A 19068-nucleotide genomic window follows, 5' to 3' on the forward strand; every position below is an offset into this window, starting at 1 on the left:
TCATCCCCGGGAACAAGGAAAAGAAGGACCTATGCGCACCCTGCCCACTTTGCTGCTGGCTGCCAGCAGCGCCTGCCTGCTCGGCGCCTGCCAGCCGGCTGCCGCTCCGCCTGCACCGCCCGCCCCGGCTGCGCCTGCCACCGACAGCGCGCCGCCAGCACCCGCTCCGCCGGCACCCGAAGCGCCCGCCGCACCGGCACCGCCAGCTGCCCCGGTCGCAGCGGCTGACACGGCCGTGCCCGCCTCATCGCTGCGCGTTTTCTACTGCCGCACCAACAGCAGCAAGACCGTCGAGCTGTTCGACGAAGGCACCACGATCCGCTACGTCTACACCGCGGCCAACGGCAAGCCGGAAATGGTGCTGGCCGTGCCGCGCGCGCGCGCCACCACCTGGCAGTGGGCAGGCGTGGGCCGCAGCATGACCTACCGGGTCAACGTGCCCAACGGCGATACCGTGTATTCGGTGTTCTGGAGCGCCGAGCGCGACCCGGATGCGGCCGAGCCGGTCAGCGCGGGCGTGGACGTGCAGATCCGCGGCGCGCACGCGGCCACGGTCAACTGCCGCCCCGACACCGCCGACAGCCAACTGGAAGGCATCGACCTGGCGCCTGAAGCCGACTGAGCCGCAGCGTGGCGGGCGGCGCTGTTTGCCGTCCGCCACACGCCATCGCGCCCAGGCAGCACCGGTTACAACGCGGTCAGTCTGCCGCCCACATAGCGCCAGGCCTTCTCACCCTCGGCGGCCGGCATGCTGACCACCACCGCCGCGCCCTCGGTTCTGAGCTGCGGCACGTCCGAACAGGTGCCGAATTCGGGCGAGACCACGGCCTGCCCCTGCGCGTCCACTTCAACGAAGAAGTACTGCGCCGGGCACGCCATGCCGCCACTGATCTCAGCGACCAGCACCGCCTGCCGTGGCCCCATGTCGACCCCTCGCACCAGCTCGTGCAGGAAGGCCTTGGGGCGGATCGTCCGCGCATCGAACAACAGCGCCTGCTCGCCCATCAGGCCGGTGACTTCCAGCATGCCGGCGTTGAGCTGTACCCGGTCGTCGGCAACCTCGAACAGCTGGGCGGTGTCGCCGTCCGCGTCCACCGGGGCGGGCGCATCACCCGTTTCCGCCGTGCCCGGCGCCTCTCCCTGCGCTGCGGTCGGCGTCGGGGACGGCGAGCAGCCCGCCAGCAGCGCCAGGGCAGTCACAACGAGAAGAGGCTTGGACATCGCGGTCATCCGGTCGGGGGAAGGGCAGGCGCGCTCAGGGCAGCAGTCGGAAATCCCAGGTTCGCGGCTCCAGCACCCACTGGTAATGACGCAACTGCAGCTGGCTTATCGGCCGCTGCGCGGCAATCTCAAGCCGGAACGGCTCATTGCGGCTTTCCCAGGCCAACGGCAGCTCGGCCAATGCGTTCACCTGGCCCAGTCTGATCGGCAGCACGGAAAGCTCGGTGAAGGGGATCGGCTCGCCTGCCGCATCCAGTGGCACCACCACCGTCCACAGGCCCTTCGGCCCCCGCTGCGCCTGGCGCGCATGACGCACCGTCACCCGCAGCGGCGAGGTGTGATCGATCTCCACCGACGCGTTCACCGCCGACGGCTGCCCGACCGGCACGGTTTCCACCGAGTGGACGCTGTAGACCTCCGCGCCCACCATCAGACGCAGCGTCGCCAGTGCATCGCGCAGCGCCTGCGAACTGCCCAGCGGCAGCCGGAACGGAAAGTCCACGGCCTGCTCATCGGCGGTGTAGTGCGACGGCAGGAACAACGTACGCATCACTGCCTGCGGCTGCAGCCCGGTGATGGGTTCGCCCGACGCGTCCAGCGGCACCACCGCGTTGAGTCGAGCGACCAGCAGCGCCTCGTCACCCGGTGCGGTGGACAGGCGCGAGCGCGCGCCCAGTCCCAGCCGTGCGCGGCCGCCAGCGGCGTCCGGCAGCCAGCCAAAGCCCATGTTGCGCTCCAGCGCCGGCAGCGCGTCGGCGGCCACCATGTGCGGCTGCAGCTCGCCCGCCGGCACCGGGTCCAGGCGGTACAGGCCCACCTCATCGACCGTGCCGTCAAACGGCGGGCGTGACAGAGTCTCTTCGATCTGCCCCACGTAGTCCTGGTACATCGCAAGGTCCTCGGCCATCTCCAGCCGGGGTTCGAACGCCATGTCCGCCACGTGGATCCGGTGCACCCGCGCCGGCACAGAGCGCGACGCCCGCTGGGTGAGCTCCATCCGCAGCTCGATCGGCATGCCATCGGCCAGGTCCACCGCCACGCGGCCGGCCCCCTCAATGCCCCTGCCCCGCACCTGCAACGCCAGCACCACCTCCGCCGGTGTGACCTCAAGGACCTCGACCTCGGCGGTGAGCGCGCCAAAGGGGTCCAGCCGCATCGGCGTTTTCGCCCGCTCGCCCACCGCCAGCCGCCGCGGCAGCACGAACGGCCGGATGCCCGGCGCCTGGCCGCGCAGCAGTTGATGCGTCAGCTGGTCGCGGTCGTGCGCGTGAAGCGCCCTGGCGGCCTCGGCATCCTGCGCCTCGAGCGCGCCGATGCTGCCCGACCCGGAAATGGACGAGGCAAACCCACCGCGCACCAGCGCGAGCACCCGCGCGTCATCGGCGTTGTCAGGGTCGAGCGAGGCCGCATCGACATCACCCTGCGGCCCGTTGGCCTCGCGCCACCACAGCGGCTGCACCTGCACGCGGCGGCGACCGTTGGCTGCCTGCTGCAGTTCCACCCCATGGAAGCCCGCGTACTCGGCGCTGCCTTGCGTCGCGCTGCCCTCTTCGGTGGCATGACGCACGTAATACAGCGCACGCTCTGCTGCGTGGCCGCTGCCCATCACCAGCACCAGCGCACCCAGCGCCAGCCGCATCCACCCTGCCCGACCTAGTTCCATCCGCTACCGCCCTTCCCTGCATCAACAAGGACGCAAGTCTAGCAATCTGCTACCGATGCCCCGGCCGCCACGCTGACATACATGTCCAGCGACGACGCCACCGGCGTGACGAGCGGCCCCAGCTGCACCTGCAGCTCGGCCGGCAGGCGATCCGCTACGGCGTACAGACCTTGCTGCAGGTCATCCACCAGCGCACCCTCCAGGCGGCCACGTGACTGCAGCTGCACCGACACGGTGGCCTGCTCCGCCCACGCCGGCGGCGCCATCACGTGGATCAGCGAGCCGAGCGCGAACAGCGGTGCATCCGGCTGCCCGGGCAGATCAAGCCACACCTGCTGCGCATCCACCGCCGTATCCGCCGTCGGGCGCCGCAGTGCCCAGGCCTGCAGCTCATGCCGACCCGGCATCGGCATCGCCGTCGCCTGCAACGCGTCTGCCAGCAGCGCCAGTGCCGCGTCCACCTGCAGGCCGTGGCGTGCCAGGTCGCAGGGATCGAGCTCCAACCACACCTGGATCGCGCCCGGCGCCGGCCCGAAGGCGATGAACGCCTCGGGCGGTGCCAGCAGCGGCAATACCTCGGACCGCATCACATCCAGCAGTTCCTGTTCGCTGTGCATGGCACTGCTGACCGTGACGAACGCCGTTGGCGCAGCGCCCTGCTGCCACGGCTGCAACTGCAGCCGCGATTCGGCAACGTCCGTTGCCTGCGCGCGAGCCAGCCACGGCAGCAACGGTGCACACCCCATCGCCGCCAGCAGGCGACGACGCGAAATCCTGTCATCCACGCGATCCATGCCCCATTGTAGTGCCGGCCTCTGGCCGGCAGGGGACCCGGGTGACTGCGTTCCGCTGCAGGAGGCATCCAGTGCTCAAGAGGTTGGCCTTGCTGACGCGGCCCGTACGCTATCGCGTATACGCCTCTGCTTCGATCTCGAACAGCATGCCCTCAAGGGCCAGCCGCGAAACAGGAATCAGCGTACACGTGGGCGCACCGGCATCGCCCCAGTACGCGCGCATCTGCCGGGCCAGCAGCTCAAGTCGGCGGTCGTCGTGGTCCACGACCAGCACACGCACGCGTGCCACGTCGGCGAGCCCGGCATCGACCGAGGCCAGGGCACGCTGGAGATTGGCCAAGGCCTGCACGACCTGGTCCTCGAACACCGGCGACAATCTGCCCTGCGCGTCCTCGCCGCCTTGGCCGGCGATGTGGACCAGCCGCGCAGGCAGCTGCACGACGGCAACATGCGAATAACCGTTCGGGGCTGGATCGTAGAGGCCAGCCGGGTTGCTGAGGGTAACCGTAGAGGTGGAAATGTTGGAGGTATGCTCGGAATGCATGACAGATGCCGTTTTCAGGGAAACCGGCATGCTAGGGGCTCAACCTTGGTTGAGGTAAAGCGCCATGGGTGACCTCCTGTTCATCAGCCGTGCTGCTGGATTCATTCGCCCAGCGTGAGTTGCCAACGCATCGTCAGTTCCGGCTGCCCGGTGACGGGGTCGAGTGACTCGGCAATCGTCGAGAATCCAGCGGCCTCGTAGAATGCGATGGCGCGCGCATTGGCGCTGTAGACACTCAGTTCGAGCGTCGGGCGCATGCGTTTGGCCTCGTCCAGCAACTGCCGGCCAAGCCCGCGTCCCTGCGCCTGCGGGCTGACAAACAGCGCAGCCAGACGCGCCTCATGCACTGACACGAAGCCAAGTACCCTGCCGTGTTCTTCAGTAACCCGCGTCTCGGCGAGGGGCAGGTACATATCGCGCATGGCGCCGAGTTGTTCTCGCCAGAACGCTTCAGGGATGAAGTGATGGGCGCGGATAGAGGCGTCCAGCCAGACGTTGAGGACGGCGTCGGTGTCGGAAGGGTGATAGGGGCGGATCACGTTGGCTCCTGCGGGTGTTCTCCGTTTTGTGGAGCGTAAGACTAAACGCCTTCAGTGTTTCAGCTGCCCGACCGCTCGCGACTGGTGGCTCATCGATGAGCGCTGCGTTTTTTCGCTTTCGCCTGCAGCAACTGCATGGCGGCGTCAGGAACATCAACCTCCACGCGTATCCCCAGTTCGTCAAGAACCTGGAAGAGCTTCTGCCATTGCACCGTGCCGCCACCGCGCTCGACCTTGGCCAGGAAGTTCTCGCTGACGCCGATGCCCTCGGCCGTATCGTCCTGTCGCATCCCTTGCTGCTTGCGCGTGGCCCGGACCAGCGGGCCGAGATCATCGTAAGACCTCAATCGGATCTTCATTCAAAGTCCTTTGGTTCATGAGGACTTATGCCGCCTGCGCGCAGGCAACATCAAAATCCTTGCGCTCGTAAGGATCTGTGCCGCATCCACTCCCATTCGACCACGTTCCTCACGCTCATGAGGATTTTATCTCCACTCACGGTTCTCCTGAGGCCTGGCTCGACTTGCCACTGCGTTCTTCGGCACAGCTTGCACCTTGGACGATGCTAGCGAGCTACGTTGTGGAACAACGCGCACCTGACCAAAGCGATGGGCAACCAACAGTGGCACCGGCATGGCTGGAGGGTAGCGGGCCACGGCACGCCGAGCAGTCGCTCCTGTGGAGCCGCCCCATGGTCGGCTGCTCCCCGAACAGACCACGCAGAGCGTGCCCACGCTCGCGCGTCGCACAGTGAGCCTCACGCAGCTCCCTCGTACACGGGCGGCAGCAACGCCGATGCCTGCATCATCGCCAACAACCCGACGAGTGCATGCAGGTGCTCACGCGCCACGCAGCCCAGCTCGCCGGTGCTGCCGATCAGATCCACCACCGCAGTGCGTGCATGGCGCGCCTCTGAAGGGTGATCATCGGCAAGTTCGTCAAGAAGGCTGAGCAGCATGGCCAGCTCGCCTCGCTCCGAATGCCCCAGGTGGTCGACGGGTTCAAGCAAGCTGGCAAGCGCGCTGAGGGAAAGACGGACCTTGTCGAGTCGATCAAGGGTGGAACCAGCGAATTGCGGCGTAACGGCAGAGGCCATAACGAAGTCCTTGTAGAGTGAGGACCGCCGCCCTGGCTCTCAGACAAGGGTGGCGGACGACACTCGGTTGAGAGTCCGGGCCACAAGCTCCGGCAGATCTTCCGATCTGCGCGCGCCTGGGCCATGGGCAGTTACCCCATCCCAGATCAGCGGCAGCAACGTGTTGCCGCGCCTTGGAAGAGGTGCTGGTGCGCTCGTGGACGGGCTCTCAAACCCGGTCACCGATTGTGCGGTGACGGTGGCTACGCTACAGAAACGCAATTTCTGCCACAAGGCGCGACGGGCTTCGATTCACGAAGGATATCGCGCCACCCGCTTTCAATTGATTGCACCTTCATTACCGCGCGGCACTCGCGGGTGGCACCCCCTTTCTGCCTACGCCGCCGTAGTCACCGCACCGACTGCTTCGCACCGCCCGATGGCACAGGCTTGAACTCAAGCCAACCCGCAAGGAACACCGCATGAGCCTGGCGCTGGTCCACAGCCGTGCACGCTGCGGCGTCGACGCGCCACTGGTACGGGTGGAGGTCCATCTCTCGGGTGGATTGCCGGCAACGCAGATCGTCGGCCTGCCGGAAACGACGGTGCGCGAATCACGCGAGCGGGTGCGCGCGGCCCTGCTCTGCGCGCGCTTCGACTACCCGCAGCGGCGCATCACGCTCAATCTGGGGCCGGCTGATCTGCCCAAGGAAGGCGGTCGTTTCGATCTGGCAATCGCGCTGGGCATTCTCGCCGCCAGCGGGCAGATCGATGCCGAACAGACATCGCGGCACGAGTTTCTGGGGGAATTGGCGTTGACAGGGGAGTTGCGGCCGGTAGAGGGGGTGCTGCCGGCCGCAATTGCCTCTGCCGAGGCAGGGCGGACGCTGTTCGTGCCCCCGGGCAACGCGGCCGAGGCCGCGCTCGCCGAACATGCCGATGTGCGCATCGCGCGCACCCTGTTGGAAGCCTGTGCCTCGGTTGACGACCCGCAACGGCTGCCGCGCGCCCAGCGCGTGGCCACCGAGCAGGAGGCCGCATTGGACCTGGTCGACGTGCGCGGCCAGGCGCACGCGCGGCGGGCGCTGGAGGTCGCTGCGGCCGGCGGCCACCATCTGCTGCTCATCGGCAGCCCCGGCTGCGGCAAAACCCTGCTCGCATCGCGGATGCCCGGCATCCTGCCCGAAGCCAGTGAAGCCGAGGCGCTTCAGGCTGCCGCCATCGCTTCGGTCAGCGGGTTGGGGCTGAACCCGAGGCGCTGGCGACAGCGCCCGTTCCGGGCGCCACACCACAGCGCCAGTCCGGCCGCGCTGGCCGGCGGTGGCAATCCACCGCATCCCGGCGAGATCTCGCTGGCCCACCACGGCGTGCTGTTTCTCGATGAACTGCCCGAGTGGAGCCGCAATGCGCTGGAAGTGCTGCGGGAACCGCTGGAATCCGGGCACATCCGCATCAGCCGCGCCGCACGCAGCGCGGTGTACCCGGCGCGCTTCCAGCTGGTAACCGCGATGAACCCCTGCCCTTGCGGCTGGGCGGGCGATCGCAGCAACCGCTGCCTGTGCACGCGCGAGCGCATCCTGCGCTACCGCTCACGGGTCTCGGGCCCGTTGTTGGACCGCATCGACCTGCATGTCTGCGTGCCACGGCTGTCGCCCGAGGAGTTACGCGATGACACCCCAGCCGGAGAGAGCAGCGCCATCGTGCGCGCGCGCGTGCTGGCCGCGCGTGAGGTGCAGCTGGCACGGGGCGCACTCAATGCTCATCTGGACAGCCGTGGCCTGCGCGACTGCGCGCACCTGGACGAGGCCGACCAGACACTGCTCGAACAGGCCATCGAGCGGCTGCAGTTGTCCGCACGTGCGATGCACCGCATCCTGCGCGTTGCCCGCACGATTGCCGACCTCGATGGCAGTGAGAAGATTCAGCGCGCGCACCTGACCGAGGCGATCGGCTACCGACAACTGGACCGGGGTGGCGCGATGGGCGCATGAGACCGCGACACTCGCCGCCCCGCGGACCAGCGGGCCAGCGGACCAGCGGGCCAGCGGGCCAGCGGGCCAGCGGGCCAGCGGGCGCTACAATCCACCCCATGCGTACGCTCATTCTATTGCTTGGCCTGCTGCTGCCCCCTGCCTGCCCGCCGCTGCCAGCGGCGTCGAGGTGCGCGAGGGCGACCTGCTGTTTGTCACCGCCAGCAACACTGGTCTGAGCGGCGCGATCAACGATGCGACGCGCCGGGCGGATCAGCTCAGCTTCGATCATGTGGCGATGGTCGCCAAAGCGGCCTCGTCTGCGGACGATGACGGTGCGCTGCAGGTATTGCATGCCGACAGCAAGGGCTCGCGCGAGCAGTCACTGGCCGAGTTCAGCCAGGAGGCACGGGACAAGCAGCGGCAGGTGATGGTCTATCGCTTGAAGGCGCCGCCGCGCAATGCCATCGGCGATGCAGTGGCCAAGGCGCGTACGATGCTGGGCAAGCCGTACAACACCACCTATGTGCAGTCCGAAGACAGTTATTACTGCTCGGACTTCATCGAACGCGCGTTCCGGGCCCACCACGTTTTCCACACCCAGCCGATGAACTTCCGCAATGTGGAGACCGGCGAGTTCCCCGCACATTGGCAGACCTTCTATGCCGGGCTGGGCATGCAGATCCCGCAGGGTGAGCCGGGCACCAATCCCAATGACATGGCGGCCGCACCGGTGCTGGAACGGGTCGGGCCGCTGTACTGAGCAGCGCGGGCGGCCCGGGCCGGCCCACGCGGGGCTGTGCGACGGGCCCGCAGCTGGCATAGTGGAGCACCGGCCAGGATTGGCGCAGCACACCGCCATGGCGCCGGCCACCTGCGTTGCTGCGAGGAATGTCATGCACCGGATTGCATTGTTGTTCGCCCCACTGCTGCTGGTTGGTACTGCCACAGCGCAGACCGTTTCTTCTCCCGGCTACGACGTGTACGTCGAGTTTCTCTGGTCGAAGACGCCGAGTGGCGCGCTGGCACGCCAGGAAACACGCACCTTCGCGCTTGAGCCAGGCCTGGACCCGCAGGTCTGCGTGGTGGTGAGCAGCCCGCGTTTTGCGGTCGACGCCGTGGAGCTGCAGGCCGTGGATGCACAAGGCAATGAGGTCACCCGCAGAATCTATCCCGATGTCGATGGCAGCAAGCGCTGTGTTGCGGCTGCGCTTCCTGCCGATGCAGCTCCTGGAAAATGGACCTACAAGGTCCGCGTCAACAGGCTGGACGAGGTCGCCGGCGAACGCAGCATCGATGTCTTCAGGACCATGGATGCGCTGGTCGCGCATGTTGCGCAGACCATGCCCGGCCTGCCCTATGTGCTGGGCCGACCGAACTACGACCGTTCGATTCCCCCGGCCAGCTACAACGGGGAGCTGGTCTGGGTGATGCATGTAAAGCCCGATGGCACGGTCAGCAAGGTCGACGTCGATACCGCCACCGGCATTGGCGAGCGGATGCGGCCCAGCGCCGTGGCGGCGGGCATGATCTCGCTGTTCCCGCCGGACCCGAAGCGGACCGCCGATGCGACCTTCCGCCGCCACCTTTCCCTGCGGCCGGACAACTGAGCGCGCAGCGCCCGGCCCGCGGCCGACCTTACCGGTTCACTGAGCGAGAACCAGCCGCTCGATGGCCAGCGCCACACCGTCCTCGGCATTGGTTGCCGTGTGGTGCAGCGCGGTCTGCTTGACCGCGTCCACCGCGTTGCCCATCGCCACGCTGGTGCCGGCAAACTGCAGCATGGTGAGGTCGTTTTCCTGGTCACCAATAGCCATCACCTGGCTGCGGTCGATGCCCAGCTGCTCGGCCAGCTTCTGCAGGCTCGGCCCCTTGCCTGCGCGGTGGTCGAAGATCTCCAGGAAGAAGGCCGCGCTTTTCAGCACCGCAAAACGCTCGGTCAGCGCGCTGGGCAAGCGTTGGATGGCGGCATCGAGCACGGCCGGCTCATCGATCATCATCAGTTTGATGAACTGCATTGACGGGTCGATCTCGTCGACCGCGCGGTAGGACAGTGGCATGTTGGACAGATGCGAGTCGAGCACGGTGTACGGGCTGATGTCACGGCTGGTGGTGTACAGGCGCTGCCCGTCCATCGCCTGGAAGTGCACGCCCAGCGCGCGCGCGATGCCAGCGCAGAACTGGAAGTCGTCATGGCTGAGCGGGTATTCCACCACGCGGTGGCCGTCGCTGATCCGCTCCACCACCGAGCCGTTGCATGCGATGCAGTAATCCTGCTCGCCCGCGATCCCCAGCTCCTGCAGATAGGGCGCCATCCCGGCCACCGGTCGGCCACTGGCCAGCACCACCTGCACGCCGTGTGCCCGCGCGCGGGTGATGGCCTGCTTCACGCGTGGGGTGATGCTGTGCGTGGGATCGAGCAGCGTGCCGTCCATATCGATGGCGATCAGGCGGACGGGCGAGGCAGCGTGGTGCATATCCATTGGGAAAAGGGCCGACAGCTTGGGGGTGCCGGCCATTATCGCCCGCGTGGCCTTGCCACGCTGCGCGCGGAGCCGACCGTGGGGTCGGCTCTCCCGATGCTTCTCCGGTAGGTGACGACCGTTGGTCGTCACTGCATCTGCTTGCCGCGCTGCGCGCGGAGCCGACCGTGGGGTCGGCTCTCCCGGTCGGGGGGCTCAGAGCTTGAGGTTAAGACCGATCTGGAAGCTGCGGCCGGGCAGTGGGGCGATGTACTTCAGCGGGGAGTTGTGTGGGCGTGCTTCCTGGTCAAGCAGGTTGCTTGCGTTGACGAACACTTCCAGCCCGGCCACCACGTTGCTGCGCAGTGCGATCTGTCGGCTGACCTGCATGTCGACCAGATTGAAGCCAGGCAGCGGAATCTCTTCGCTCACGTTCCTGCCGAGGTACTTCTGCCTGTCGTAATACGTACTGGACAGGCGCGCGCGCCAACCCCGGTTCTGCCACTGCAGCGTCGCGCCATAGCGGTTGGTCGGCATGTTCGGCAGGTACTCACCGTCATTGTGGGCACGCAGCGTGTCGGGATGATCGGCCTTGTTCTTGACCAGATCGGCGAACGCCGAAGCCTCGAGTTGTCCGTAGCTGCCAACGTCAATCGCCTGCGACAGGTCGACCTCGAAGCCCTTCACGGTGGTGTCGGTCTGCTTCCAGTACTTGAGCGGCATGCGGTTGGCGGTCTGCAGGCCGGAATAGCCCTGATAGAGGAAGTTCTCGTACTTCATCAGGTACGCGGTGGCCGTGGCCTCGAAGCCGGCTGCGTTGAACAGGACGGTGAACTCGGTGTTGCGCGCGCGTTCCGGCTTGAGGTTCTGGTTGCCCTCCTCCTGCGTCATCACCGCGTAGTGGCGATTGCTGGCGTACAGCTCATTGATCTCCGGCGCACGCTCGGAGGCGGAGTAACGCAGCTTGGCGGCCAACAGCCGACCGAGTTCAACACGGGTGCCGAGGTTGTAGCTGTCGAGGTGGAAGCGGCGGTCCTGCAGGCGCACATTGGGTGAATTGCGCGAGGTGCTGAAGCGCCCCGGCTGGATGCTGTGCTCCACGCGCTCATGGCGGTAGCCGGCATCAAACGCGGCCCCGTCGAGATCCAGTGTCTGGGTGAGGAACACGGCCTGGGTGTCGGTCCTGACATCAGGCAGGTAGCGCTCCTTGCCGGCACCGACCACATCGCGCGAACGGTAGTCCACGCCCAGCAGGCCGCTGAGCGCGCCGATGCGACGCTGGGCCAGCAGCAGTTCGGCCTGCTGGCTGTCGAAGTCGTACGCGTACGCGCGGCTGGCGCCAAGATATTCACCGGAGGTGTTGCGCACCTGCGAGGCACGCAGTTCGACGTTCTCCAGCAGCGGCAGCGGCTCGCGCAGCAGCGCTTCCACGGCGTACTTTTCCTGCTTGAGCTTCACCCCCACCGGACGGTCCTTGCTCGGGTCGGCACCGAAGGACTGGTTCTCCATCGAGAAGCCGGGCACGCCGTACTCGCTGTCTTTCCAGTCGACGCTGGCCGCCACGTAGCCGCGCTCGAAGAACAGGGTCGAACCGGCGGCGACGTTTGTGTTGCGCGAGTAGCTGTTGCCCAGGCGGCCGCGGTAGTTGGGGGTCACATCGTTGTTGATCCTGCGCTGCACGTAGGATGGGGTGCCCTGCACATAGTCCGGGTTGACCGGGTTGACATAGGTCCTGCCACTCCACACCGAGGTCGGGCGGTTGGTGTAGAAGGAGAACTCACCGTCGGCCCAGTCCGGGTTCTCGCGCATGAACTGGTCGATGTACGGCTGTGAGGCCTTGTTGTAGACCTGCTGCACCCGCGCTTCCTTCTGGCAGGCATCGGCCAGCGCACTGTTGACCCCGCCGGCCACCGGGAACAGCTGGGTGTTGCAGACCGCCGCCTTGCTGTTGCCGGGGATGTCGTAATGCGAGATGCGCTGGCTGGAGAACTGCAGGTTCGTGGAGATGTTGCGCTGGTTGTTGAAGTTCATGCGGAACCCCTGCGCGTCGGCCGCATTGATGCCCTTGCGCAGCACCAGTTCCATTTCCTGGTCCTTGTCCTCCATCCTGCGCGAGATCAACCCGGAGTCGATGTCGACGCTGCCGCCGATGGCATTGCCACCGTGGCGCACGCTGTCGGAGGACTTGTTGACGGTGACGCTGCGTACGAACAGCGGATCGAAGGGAATGTTGATGTTGCCGCTGAGCGCGTTCATGCCAAGGATGGACTGGCCGTCTTCTAGCACCTGCACGCGGCTGCCGCCGAGGCTGCGGATCACCGGCGCGCCGGCATTGGGCCCGAACGCACTGCTCTGTACACCGGATACCCGCTGCAGCATGTCGCCCAGGCTGCGGTCCGGCGCGTTGATGTTCTCCACCTGGACGATGCTGTCGATGCGCGACGGGCTCTGCGCACGCACGTTGACGGTAGGCAGGGTAGCGTCGTCGGCGCCGTAGGCGGTCTGGATACTGAGCAGCACGGCGGCGGCGAGGAGGTGGTGGCGCATGAGGGTCCCCTGGAAAAAGAGGCGGGATGTTATAACATTGCATTAACATTAAACAACTGCTGGTCGCCAGCCTGCCGAACGGCGGCGCCGCTAGGCAACGCGGGATCAAGCACCCCCCGGACGGTGTCGTTGGTTGGCCGTTGGCGGCGGCAAGCGCCGCGTGGATCTCGACCGCGCCCGAACGCTGCCGATGCCAGACTCACCCGAACGCTTCATGGAGCTGGCGCCATGCGTATCCAGCAGATCGTTCTTCCGGTGACCGATGTCGAGGCTGCCGCGGCGTGGTTTGCCGAGGTGCTGCAGTTGCCCGTGGACGGCGCGGCGATCACGATCGGCTGGAGCCGCATCGTGCTGCAAGCCGCCACCCAGCCCGGCGACGGCGTGGTGCATCTGGCCTTTAATGTGCCCGACAATCGCTTCGCCGCAGCCGAGGCGTGGCTGCGGCAGCGCGTGCCGCTGCAGCGCAACGCCGAGGGCGATGACTATTTCGCGCTGCCAGGCAACTGGCTCTCGCAGTCGATCTATTTCGCGGGCCCCGACGCCATGATTCTTGAACTCATCGGCCGCCGTCGCCTGCCGGCCAGCAGCGCGACCGGGCCGTTCCACGGCAGCGAACTCACCTGCGTCAGCGAAGTCGGACTGCCCAGCGACGATGTGGTCGCATTGGAGCGCCAGATTGCGCAGCAGTTCGGGCTGTCCCCGCTGTCACCGTCCTCGCCGCACTTCGCCCCGCTGGGCGATGACGAGGGCCTGCTGATCGTGGTGGCAGCGGATCGAACCTGGTTTCCTGAGCAGACTCAACTACCCGGAGCGCGCGGTATTGAGGTCACCCTCTCGCTTGTGCCGGCTGGTGCACACCTTGCCGACCTCGCGCAGGGCTGGGTGCTGAGCAGCGCCTGAGGTCGCCTGAACGACAAGGTCCCGCCGTGGCGGGACCTTGGTCTGTCGTCGCGCAGCACCCCTGAGGGTGCAGCATCGCACTTACTCTTCTTCTTCGTTGTCCTGCGGGCGCTGGGTGCGCTGCTGCTGATCCGCGCCGCCTTCCTTCTGTGGGGCACGCTGGTTCTGCTGCTGGTTCTGCTGCTGATTGGCCATGATTGCTCTCCACTGCCGCGGACGGAATGTCGCGGTCGGGGCCATGGTTCCGCCGAGCGGGTTAAACGCGCGTGCGAACAAGTGCAGGCTCGCGTCAAAGGTCGTGATTCAACACGCACAGACCCTAGTGCCACAAGGGTCTGAACGCTTCATCAGCACATGGCATAAGCAGATGCAGCGGGCGGGGATTCAGCTTGAAGCCACGCTCGCCCTCGCGAGAGAGACGATCAGCTCGAGAATCAGCAGCAGGAGCGCAGCCGACGACCCCTGACTACCCCTTCAACGCAAGATCAGCGGCGATGCCCGCAAACAAGGCCGCCCCCACACAGTTGTTGTGCAGGAACGCCTTGAAGCACGCCTCCCGCTCGCGGTGGCGGCACAGCCAGAACTCGTAGACCACCAGCAGCGCCGCCACGCCTACGCCGGCCGCAAAGTAGACGCCCAGGCCTGCACGCACGCCCACCAGCGCCATCGCACCCAGGAACACGGTGTACAGGATGCCCTGGATCACCAGATCCAGATCGCCGAACAGGATGGCGGTCGAGTGCGAACCCATCTTCAGATCGTCGTCGCGGTCGACCATCGCATACCAGGTGTCGTATGCGGTCGACCACAGGATATTGGCCACGTACAGCAGCCATGCCAGCGCCGGCACCTCGCCCTGGATTGCCGCAAAGGCCATCGGCACGCCCCAGCCGAACGCCATGCCCAGGTACACCTGCGGCAGGTGGGTGTAGCGCTTCAGGTAGGGGTAGCTGGCCGCAAGGAACACACCGACGAAGCTCAAGGCAATGGTCAACCCGTTCAAGGTCAGCACCAGCGCGAACGCCACCACCATCAGCACCGCAAACAGCAGCAATGCCGAGCGCCCACTGACCGCGCCACTGGCCAGCGGGCGGTCCTTGGTGCGCTTGACGTGCGGGTCGAGCCAGCGGTCGGCATAGTCGTTGATGACGCAACCAGCCGAACGGGTCAGCCAGACGCCGGCGGTGAACACGAACAGTATCCACAGCGGCGGCAGACCATCGGCGGCCAGCCACAGTGCCCACCAGGTCGGCCACAGCAGCAGCAGCGTGCCGATCGGACGGTCGGCGCGCATCAGTTTCCAGTAGTGACGCCAGCGCGGAAGGGCGGCGTCGGTGGGGTCAAGGCGGGTAGAAGGCATCGCACAAGGATACTCCCCGTGTGCCCGGCGATGACGGATGCAACAGCAGGGGGAGATTTGTTGCGCGTTTATGGATAGAATGCCGGACCCGCATCGCTGTTGCGCAGCGTTGCGATGTCCGCCCCGGCCTGCCGGTGGCGCGACGAACAGCAAAACGCGCCCGTAGCTCAGCCGGATAGAGTAGTGGCTTCCGAAGCCATTGGTCGGGGGTTCGAATCCCTCCGGGCGCGCCAGTTGCACTGCCAAGGATCTGCCCTGGCGAACAGAAGACCCGGATCGCTCCGGGTTTTTTTGTGCCCGCGTGGCGCTGCGCCGCGTGTATCCTCAGACGCCCCTGCCGGGTTTGCCCGGTACGCGCGCGCATACCCAGACGCGGACCTCATCCACGCCGTTGCTGCGCAGGTAACGCGCGATCTCGCCCACCGTGCTACCCGTGGTCATCACGTCGTCCACCACGGTCAGGCGCGGCGGTGGCGCACTGCGCAGTGCGAAGGCGCCGCTCAGGTTCGCGCGGCGCTCGGCGGCGCTGCGCTCGGACTGCGGCGCCGTGGCCCGCTGCCGTTGCAGGCCGTGCCAGCAGGGCTGACGCAACAGGCGGCACAGCTCGGCGGCCTGGTTGTAGCCTCGCGCGCGCAGGCGCCGGGCATGCAACGGCACCGGCAGCAGGGGTGGGCAGCACCACGGCGGCGGGGCACGCTGCATCAGCTGGGCCAGCAGCCGGCCCGCCGCCAGGTCCTGCTGGAACTTGTAGCGACGCAGCAGCTGGTCCACCGGCGGCAGATACAGCAGGCTCGCCCAGCTGGCGGCCTGCGGCGGCGGCGTGCGCTGGCAGACGTCGCACACCAGCGGCGCGTCGAGCGCCATGGGCAGCGCGCAGCGTGGACATGCCCTGCCCGACCACGGCAGCACCGCCAGGCAGGCCTGGCACAGGTCCAGTCCCTCGTGGCCGGGATCACCGCAGACCAGGCAGGTGTGCGGCAACAGCTCGGCCAGCAGGCGCTGGCCGCCATCTGCCACGCGCTGGAACCAGGAAACCGGCATGGCGGCATGCTCCCCCCGGCAACGCCGCAGCGCCATCAGGCAATGACGCGGCGACCGCTTCCCGCGCGGGAATGCCGGCGCACGCGACGCGCATGCGGTGGTTTTGCCGACGCGCTACCCTAGCCGCCCTGTCATTGCCGGTATTGCACATGGCCCGTCCCGATCTGTTCGCCCGCGCTCGCGTCCATGCGGTGCAGGCCACGCCGCACGGCACCGTGCATGGCAGCGTTGGCCGCCGCGACGGTGCACGGGTGGAGGTCGACGGACAATGGCTGTGCGACTTCAGCAGCCAGGATCATCTGGGCCTCTCCTCGCACTTCGCGGTGGTCAATGCGTTGCAGGACGCGGTGGCACGCGAAGGCGTCGGCAGCGCTTCCCCCCATGGTCCGCCGCCCCGCCATGCGGCGTGCCAGGCGCTGGAACAGGAACTGGCCGACTGGCTGGGCCAGCCACGTGCGCTGCTGTGCGGCAATGCGCTGCTGGCCAACCTTGCCGTGCAGCAGAGCCTGCTCGAGGACGAGGCCGATGTGTGCGTGCAGGACACCCTCAATCACGCCAGTCTGCTCGACAGCACGCATCTGGCCGGCGCACGCCTGCGCCGCTACCCGCATCTGGATGCAGAAGGGGCCCTGCGGCAGCTGCGCGCGATGCCGGGCGGTGCCGCCCTGCTGGCCACCGAAGCGGTGTTCGCGCTGGAAGGCGACAGCGCGCCGCTGCGCGCGCTGGCGCTGGTGGCGCGGCAGCAGCAGGCGCTGTTGTATGTCGATGACGGCCACGGTCTGGGCCTGCTGGGCGAGCAGGGAAGCGGCAGTGTCGCCGCTGCGGGGCTGGGCAGCGGCGATGTGCCGCTGCAGCAGGTGGCGCTGGACAAGGCGCTGGGCTGTGCGGGTGTGGCGCTGCTTGGCGATGCCGCGCTGCTCGACCATATCGCTGGCACCGCTGCCGCCACGCTGGCCGCGCACGCGCTGCACCCGGCGTGGGCGGCGGCGGCACTGGAAGCCGTGCGACTGACACAGCGCGAGCAATGGCGCCGCGACAAGCTGCAGGACGCGGTGGCCCTGTTCCGCGCCGCTGCGGGCCGTCACGGCCTTTCGCTGAGTGCGTCCACCTCGGCGATCCAGCCGGTGCTGTGTGGCAGTGATGCCGACACCGTGGCGATGGCGCACGCACTGCAGGCCGCCGGTTACCGGGTCGAGGCGGTGCTCGCGCCGCAGGTGCCCACGGGGCGTGCGCGGTTGCGCGTGTGTCTCACCGCCCTGCATGCGGTCAGCGAGATCGAGGGACTGGTCGCCGCCCTGGCTGCGGCGCGCGACGCCCTGCCGCGTTCCGCTGCGGCCATTGCCTGAGCCGGGCCATGCATATCGAGGTCAGTGGCAACGGGCCGGATCTGGTACTGCTGCATGGCTGGGCGATGCACGGCGAGGTGTTCGCGCCGCTGGTCGATCAGCTGCGCCCGCATTTCACCGTGCACGTGGTGGACCTGCCCGGCCACGGCCGCAGCGTCGAGGACAGCACGCCGCTGCGGCTGCCCTACGTGGTCAATGCCATCGCGGCGGCCACGCCGCCAGCGGTGTGGTGCGGCTGGTCGCTGGGCGGGCTGTTCGCGCAGCACGCGGCGGCGACCGCGCCGAAGGTGCGCGGGCTGGTGATGCTGGCCTCCAGCCCCCGCTTCGTGCGGGGCCACGGCTGGCCCGAGGGCGCCGATGCGGCCGTGTTCACCCAGCTCGGCCAGGCGCTGCACGATGATTTCGCCAGCACGATCGAGCGTTTTCTGGCACTGGATGTGATGGCCACGCCGGAGGCGCGGCAGCAGATGCAGCAGCTCAGGCAGCGCCTGCTGGACCTGCCCCCGGCACCGCGGGTGTTGCAGGAAGGCCTGAAGCTGCTGCAGGACACCGACCTGCGCGGCGCGCTTTCCGGCCTGCCACGTCCCAGTCTGTGGATGGCAGGGCAGCGCGACCGGGTGGTGACCCCGGCAGCGATGCAGGCTGCGGCGGCACTGGCGCCGCGCGCCCACGCGCTGACCATCGCCCAGGGCGGTCACGCGCCGTTCCTGGCCCGGCCGGAGCAGGTGGGACAGGCGCTGCAACAGTTCGTTGCCACCCTGGCATGAGCAGATGGGCGAAAATGACCGCCACGACGAACACGGTGGAATGACATGGACCTGGGAATCGCCGGCCGCTGGGCGCTGGTATGTGGCGCCAGCAAGGGACTGGGGCTGGGCTGCGCACGCGCGCTGGCCGCCGAGGGCGTCAACGTCGTCATCGTTGCCCGTGGCGAGCAGGCCCTGCAGCAGGCGGCGCAGACGCTGCGCGCGCTACCCGGGGCCGGCCAGGTACTCGCCGTGGCCGCCGACGTCACCACCGAGGCCGGCCGTGCCGCGGCGCTGGCAGCCTGTCCCCAGGTCGACATCCTGGTCACCAATGCAGGCGGTCCGCCCGCCGGCGACTTCCGCCAGTTCCAGCGCGAGGACTGGATCGCCGCGCTGGACGCCAACATGCTCGCGCCGATCGCGCTGATCCAGGCCACCGTGGACGGCATGCTCGCGCGCGGCTTTGGCCGCATCGTCAACATCACCTCGTCCTCGGTAAAGGCGCCCATCGACATTCTGGCGCTCTCCAACGGCTCACGTTCGGGCCTGACCGGTTTCAGCGCCGGCCTCGCGCGGCGTACCGTGGCCGCCAATGTCACCCTCAACAATCTGCTGCCCGGTCAGTTCGACACTGACCGGCTGCGCGGCAACTTCGCCTTCATCGCCGGCCAGCAGGGTCGCGATGCCGAGGCGGTGGCCGAGCAGAAACGCAGCAGCATTCCCGCCGGCCGCTTCGGCCACCCCGACGAGTTCGGCGCTGCCTGCGCCTTCCTGTGCAGCGCGCACGCCGGCTACATCACCGGGCAGAACCTGCTGATCGACGGCGGCGCCTACCCGGGCACGTTCTGACGAGAAACCAC

Annotated in this window: 18 protein-coding genes, 1 tRNA gene and 1 pseudogene; 9 read left to right on the plus strand and 11 right to left on the minus strand. The window is 67.6% G+C overall.

Features of this window, described 5'->3' with window-relative positions; all coding sequences use genetic code 11:
• The first annotated feature begins 31 nt into the window (after window positions 1-31).
• Entirely contained in the window at window positions 32-622 is a 591-nt protein-coding gene (locus tag RZA67_RS14950) for a hypothetical protein (RefSeq protein WP_317213514.1), read from the plus strand.
• Window positions 623-687: 65 nt separating this feature from the next.
• Here RZA67_RS14950 and RZA67_RS14955 read toward each other — a convergent pair whose 3' ends face one another.
• The 7 genes from RZA67_RS14955 to RZA67_RS14985 form a co-directional block, all read right to left on the minus strand.
• The gene (locus RZA67_RS14955; RefSeq protein ID WP_317213515.1) at window positions 688-1221 is read right to left on the minus strand and encodes a hypothetical protein; all 534 of its coding nucleotides are present in this window, start codon (window positions 1219-1221) and stop codon (window positions 688-690) included.
• Window positions 1222-1255: 34 nt separating this feature from the next.
• Window positions 1256-2884, minus strand: coding sequence for a hypothetical protein (locus RZA67_RS14960; protein WP_317213516.1), 1629 nt, complete (start codon window positions 2882-2884; stop codon window positions 1256-1258).
• A gap of 38 nt (window positions 2885-2922) precedes the next feature.
• Complete coding sequence (locus RZA67_RS14965) at window positions 2923-3678, minus strand: hypothetical protein (protein WP_317213517.1); 756 nt, start codon at window positions 3676-3678, stop codon at window positions 2923-2925.
• Window positions 3679-3787: 109 nt separating this feature from the next.
• Complete coding sequence (locus tag RZA67_RS14970; RefSeq protein WP_317213518.1) at window positions 3788-4222, minus strand: RidA family protein; 435 nt, start codon at window positions 4220-4222, stop codon at window positions 3788-3790.
• A gap of 101 nt (window positions 4223-4323) precedes the next feature.
• Window positions 4324-4761: an N-acetyltransferase gene (locus tag RZA67_RS14975; protein ID WP_317213519.1), complete on the minus strand. Its 438-nt coding sequence runs from the start codon at window positions 4759-4761 to the stop codon at window positions 4324-4326.
• An 89-nt stretch (window positions 4762-4850) separates the two neighbouring features.
• The gene (locus RZA67_RS14980; RefSeq protein WP_317213520.1) at window positions 4851-5120 is read right to left on the minus strand and encodes a helix-turn-helix domain-containing protein; all 270 of its coding nucleotides are present in this window, start codon (window positions 5118-5120) and stop codon (window positions 4851-4853) included.
• A 398-nt stretch (window positions 5121-5518) separates the two neighbouring features.
• Window positions 5519-5857, minus strand: a complete 339-nt coding sequence (locus RZA67_RS14985) for a hypothetical protein (RefSeq protein ID WP_317213521.1) — start codon at window positions 5855-5857, stop codon at window positions 5519-5521.
• Window positions 5858-6318: 461 nt separating this feature from the next.
• Here RZA67_RS14985 and RZA67_RS14990 point away from each other — a divergent pair, with 461 nt between their 5' ends.
• From RZA67_RS14990 to RZA67_RS15000, 3 genes and pseudogenes are all read left to right on the plus strand, one after another.
• Complete coding sequence (locus RZA67_RS14990; protein ID WP_317213522.1) at window positions 6319-7827, plus strand: YifB family Mg chelatase-like AAA ATPase; 1509 nt, start codon at window positions 6319-6321, stop codon at window positions 7825-7827.
• 98 nt (window positions 7828-7925) lie between these two features.
• Window positions 7926-8569, plus strand: a pseudogene (locus tag RZA67_RS14995) (YiiX/YebB-like N1pC/P60 family cysteine hydrolase).
• Window positions 8570-8702: 133 nt separating this feature from the next.
• The gene (locus RZA67_RS15000; protein WP_317213523.1) at window positions 8703-9416 is read left to right on the plus strand and encodes a hypothetical protein; all 714 of its coding nucleotides are present in this window, start codon (window positions 8703-8705) and stop codon (window positions 9414-9416) included.
• Window positions 9417-9452: 36 nt separating this feature from the next.
• On the opposite strand, the gene yidA is transcribed toward RZA67_RS15000, so the two are convergent.
• Entirely contained in the window at window positions 9453-10289 is an 837-nt protein-coding gene (gene yidA, locus RZA67_RS15005; protein ID WP_317213524.1) for a sugar-phosphatase, read from the minus strand.
• Between the two features lie 195 nt (window positions 10290-10484).
• Complete coding sequence (locus RZA67_RS15010; RefSeq protein WP_317213525.1) at window positions 10485-12815, minus strand: TonB-dependent receptor; 2331 nt, start codon at window positions 12813-12815, stop codon at window positions 10485-10487.
• A 228-nt stretch (window positions 12816-13043) separates the two neighbouring features.
• Between RZA67_RS15010 and RZA67_RS15015 the strand changes: the two genes are divergently transcribed.
• Complete coding sequence (locus RZA67_RS15015; RefSeq protein ID WP_317213526.1) at window positions 13044-13715, plus strand: VOC family protein; 672 nt, start codon at window positions 13044-13046, stop codon at window positions 13713-13715.
• A gap of 466 nt (window positions 13716-14181) precedes the next feature.
• Here the strand turns inward: RZA67_RS15015 and ubiA are convergent, their stop codons facing one another.
• Window positions 14182-15075, minus strand: a complete 894-nt coding sequence (gene ubiA, locus RZA67_RS15020; RefSeq protein ID WP_317213527.1) for a 4-hydroxybenzoate octaprenyltransferase — start codon at window positions 15073-15075, stop codon at window positions 14182-14184.
• 156 nt (window positions 15076-15231) lie between these two features.
• Between ubiA and RZA67_RS15025 the strand changes: the two genes are divergently transcribed.
• Window positions 15232-15308: transfer RNA gene (locus tag RZA67_RS15025), tRNA-Arg, on the plus strand.
• A 91-nt stretch (window positions 15309-15399) separates the two neighbouring features.
• Here the strand turns inward: RZA67_RS15025 and RZA67_RS15030 are convergent.
• Complete coding sequence (locus RZA67_RS15030) at window positions 15400-16116, minus strand: ComF family protein (protein WP_317213528.1); 717 nt, start codon at window positions 16114-16116, stop codon at window positions 15400-15402.
• A gap of 149 nt (window positions 16117-16265) precedes the next feature.
• Between RZA67_RS15030 and RZA67_RS15035 the strand changes: the two genes are divergently transcribed.
• The 3 genes from RZA67_RS15035 to RZA67_RS15045 are packed head-to-tail and all read left to right on the plus strand — an operon-like array spanning window position 16266 to window position 19057.
• Window positions 16266-17462, plus strand: a complete 1197-nt coding sequence (locus tag RZA67_RS15035; RefSeq protein WP_317213529.1) for an aminotransferase class I/II-fold pyridoxal phosphate-dependent enzyme — start codon at window positions 16266-16268, stop codon at window positions 17460-17462.
• Between the two features lie 8 nt (window positions 17463-17470).
• Complete coding sequence (gene bioH, locus RZA67_RS15040) at window positions 17471-18229, plus strand: pimeloyl-ACP methyl ester esterase BioH (RefSeq protein ID WP_317213530.1); 759 nt, start codon at window positions 17471-17473, stop codon at window positions 18227-18229.
• Window positions 18230-18274: 45 nt separating this feature from the next.
• A complete protein-coding gene (locus RZA67_RS15045; RefSeq protein WP_317213531.1) occupies window positions 18275-19057 on the plus strand; it encodes an SDR family oxidoreductase in 783 nt (260 codons plus the stop codon).
• Window positions 19058-19068 lie beyond the last annotated feature (11 nt).

Source organism: Stenotrophomonas sp. C3(2023) (assembly GCF_032911385.1).
In the GTDB taxonomy this organism is placed as follows: domain Bacteria; phylum Pseudomonadota; class Gammaproteobacteria; order Xanthomonadales; family Xanthomonadaceae; genus Stenotrophomonas.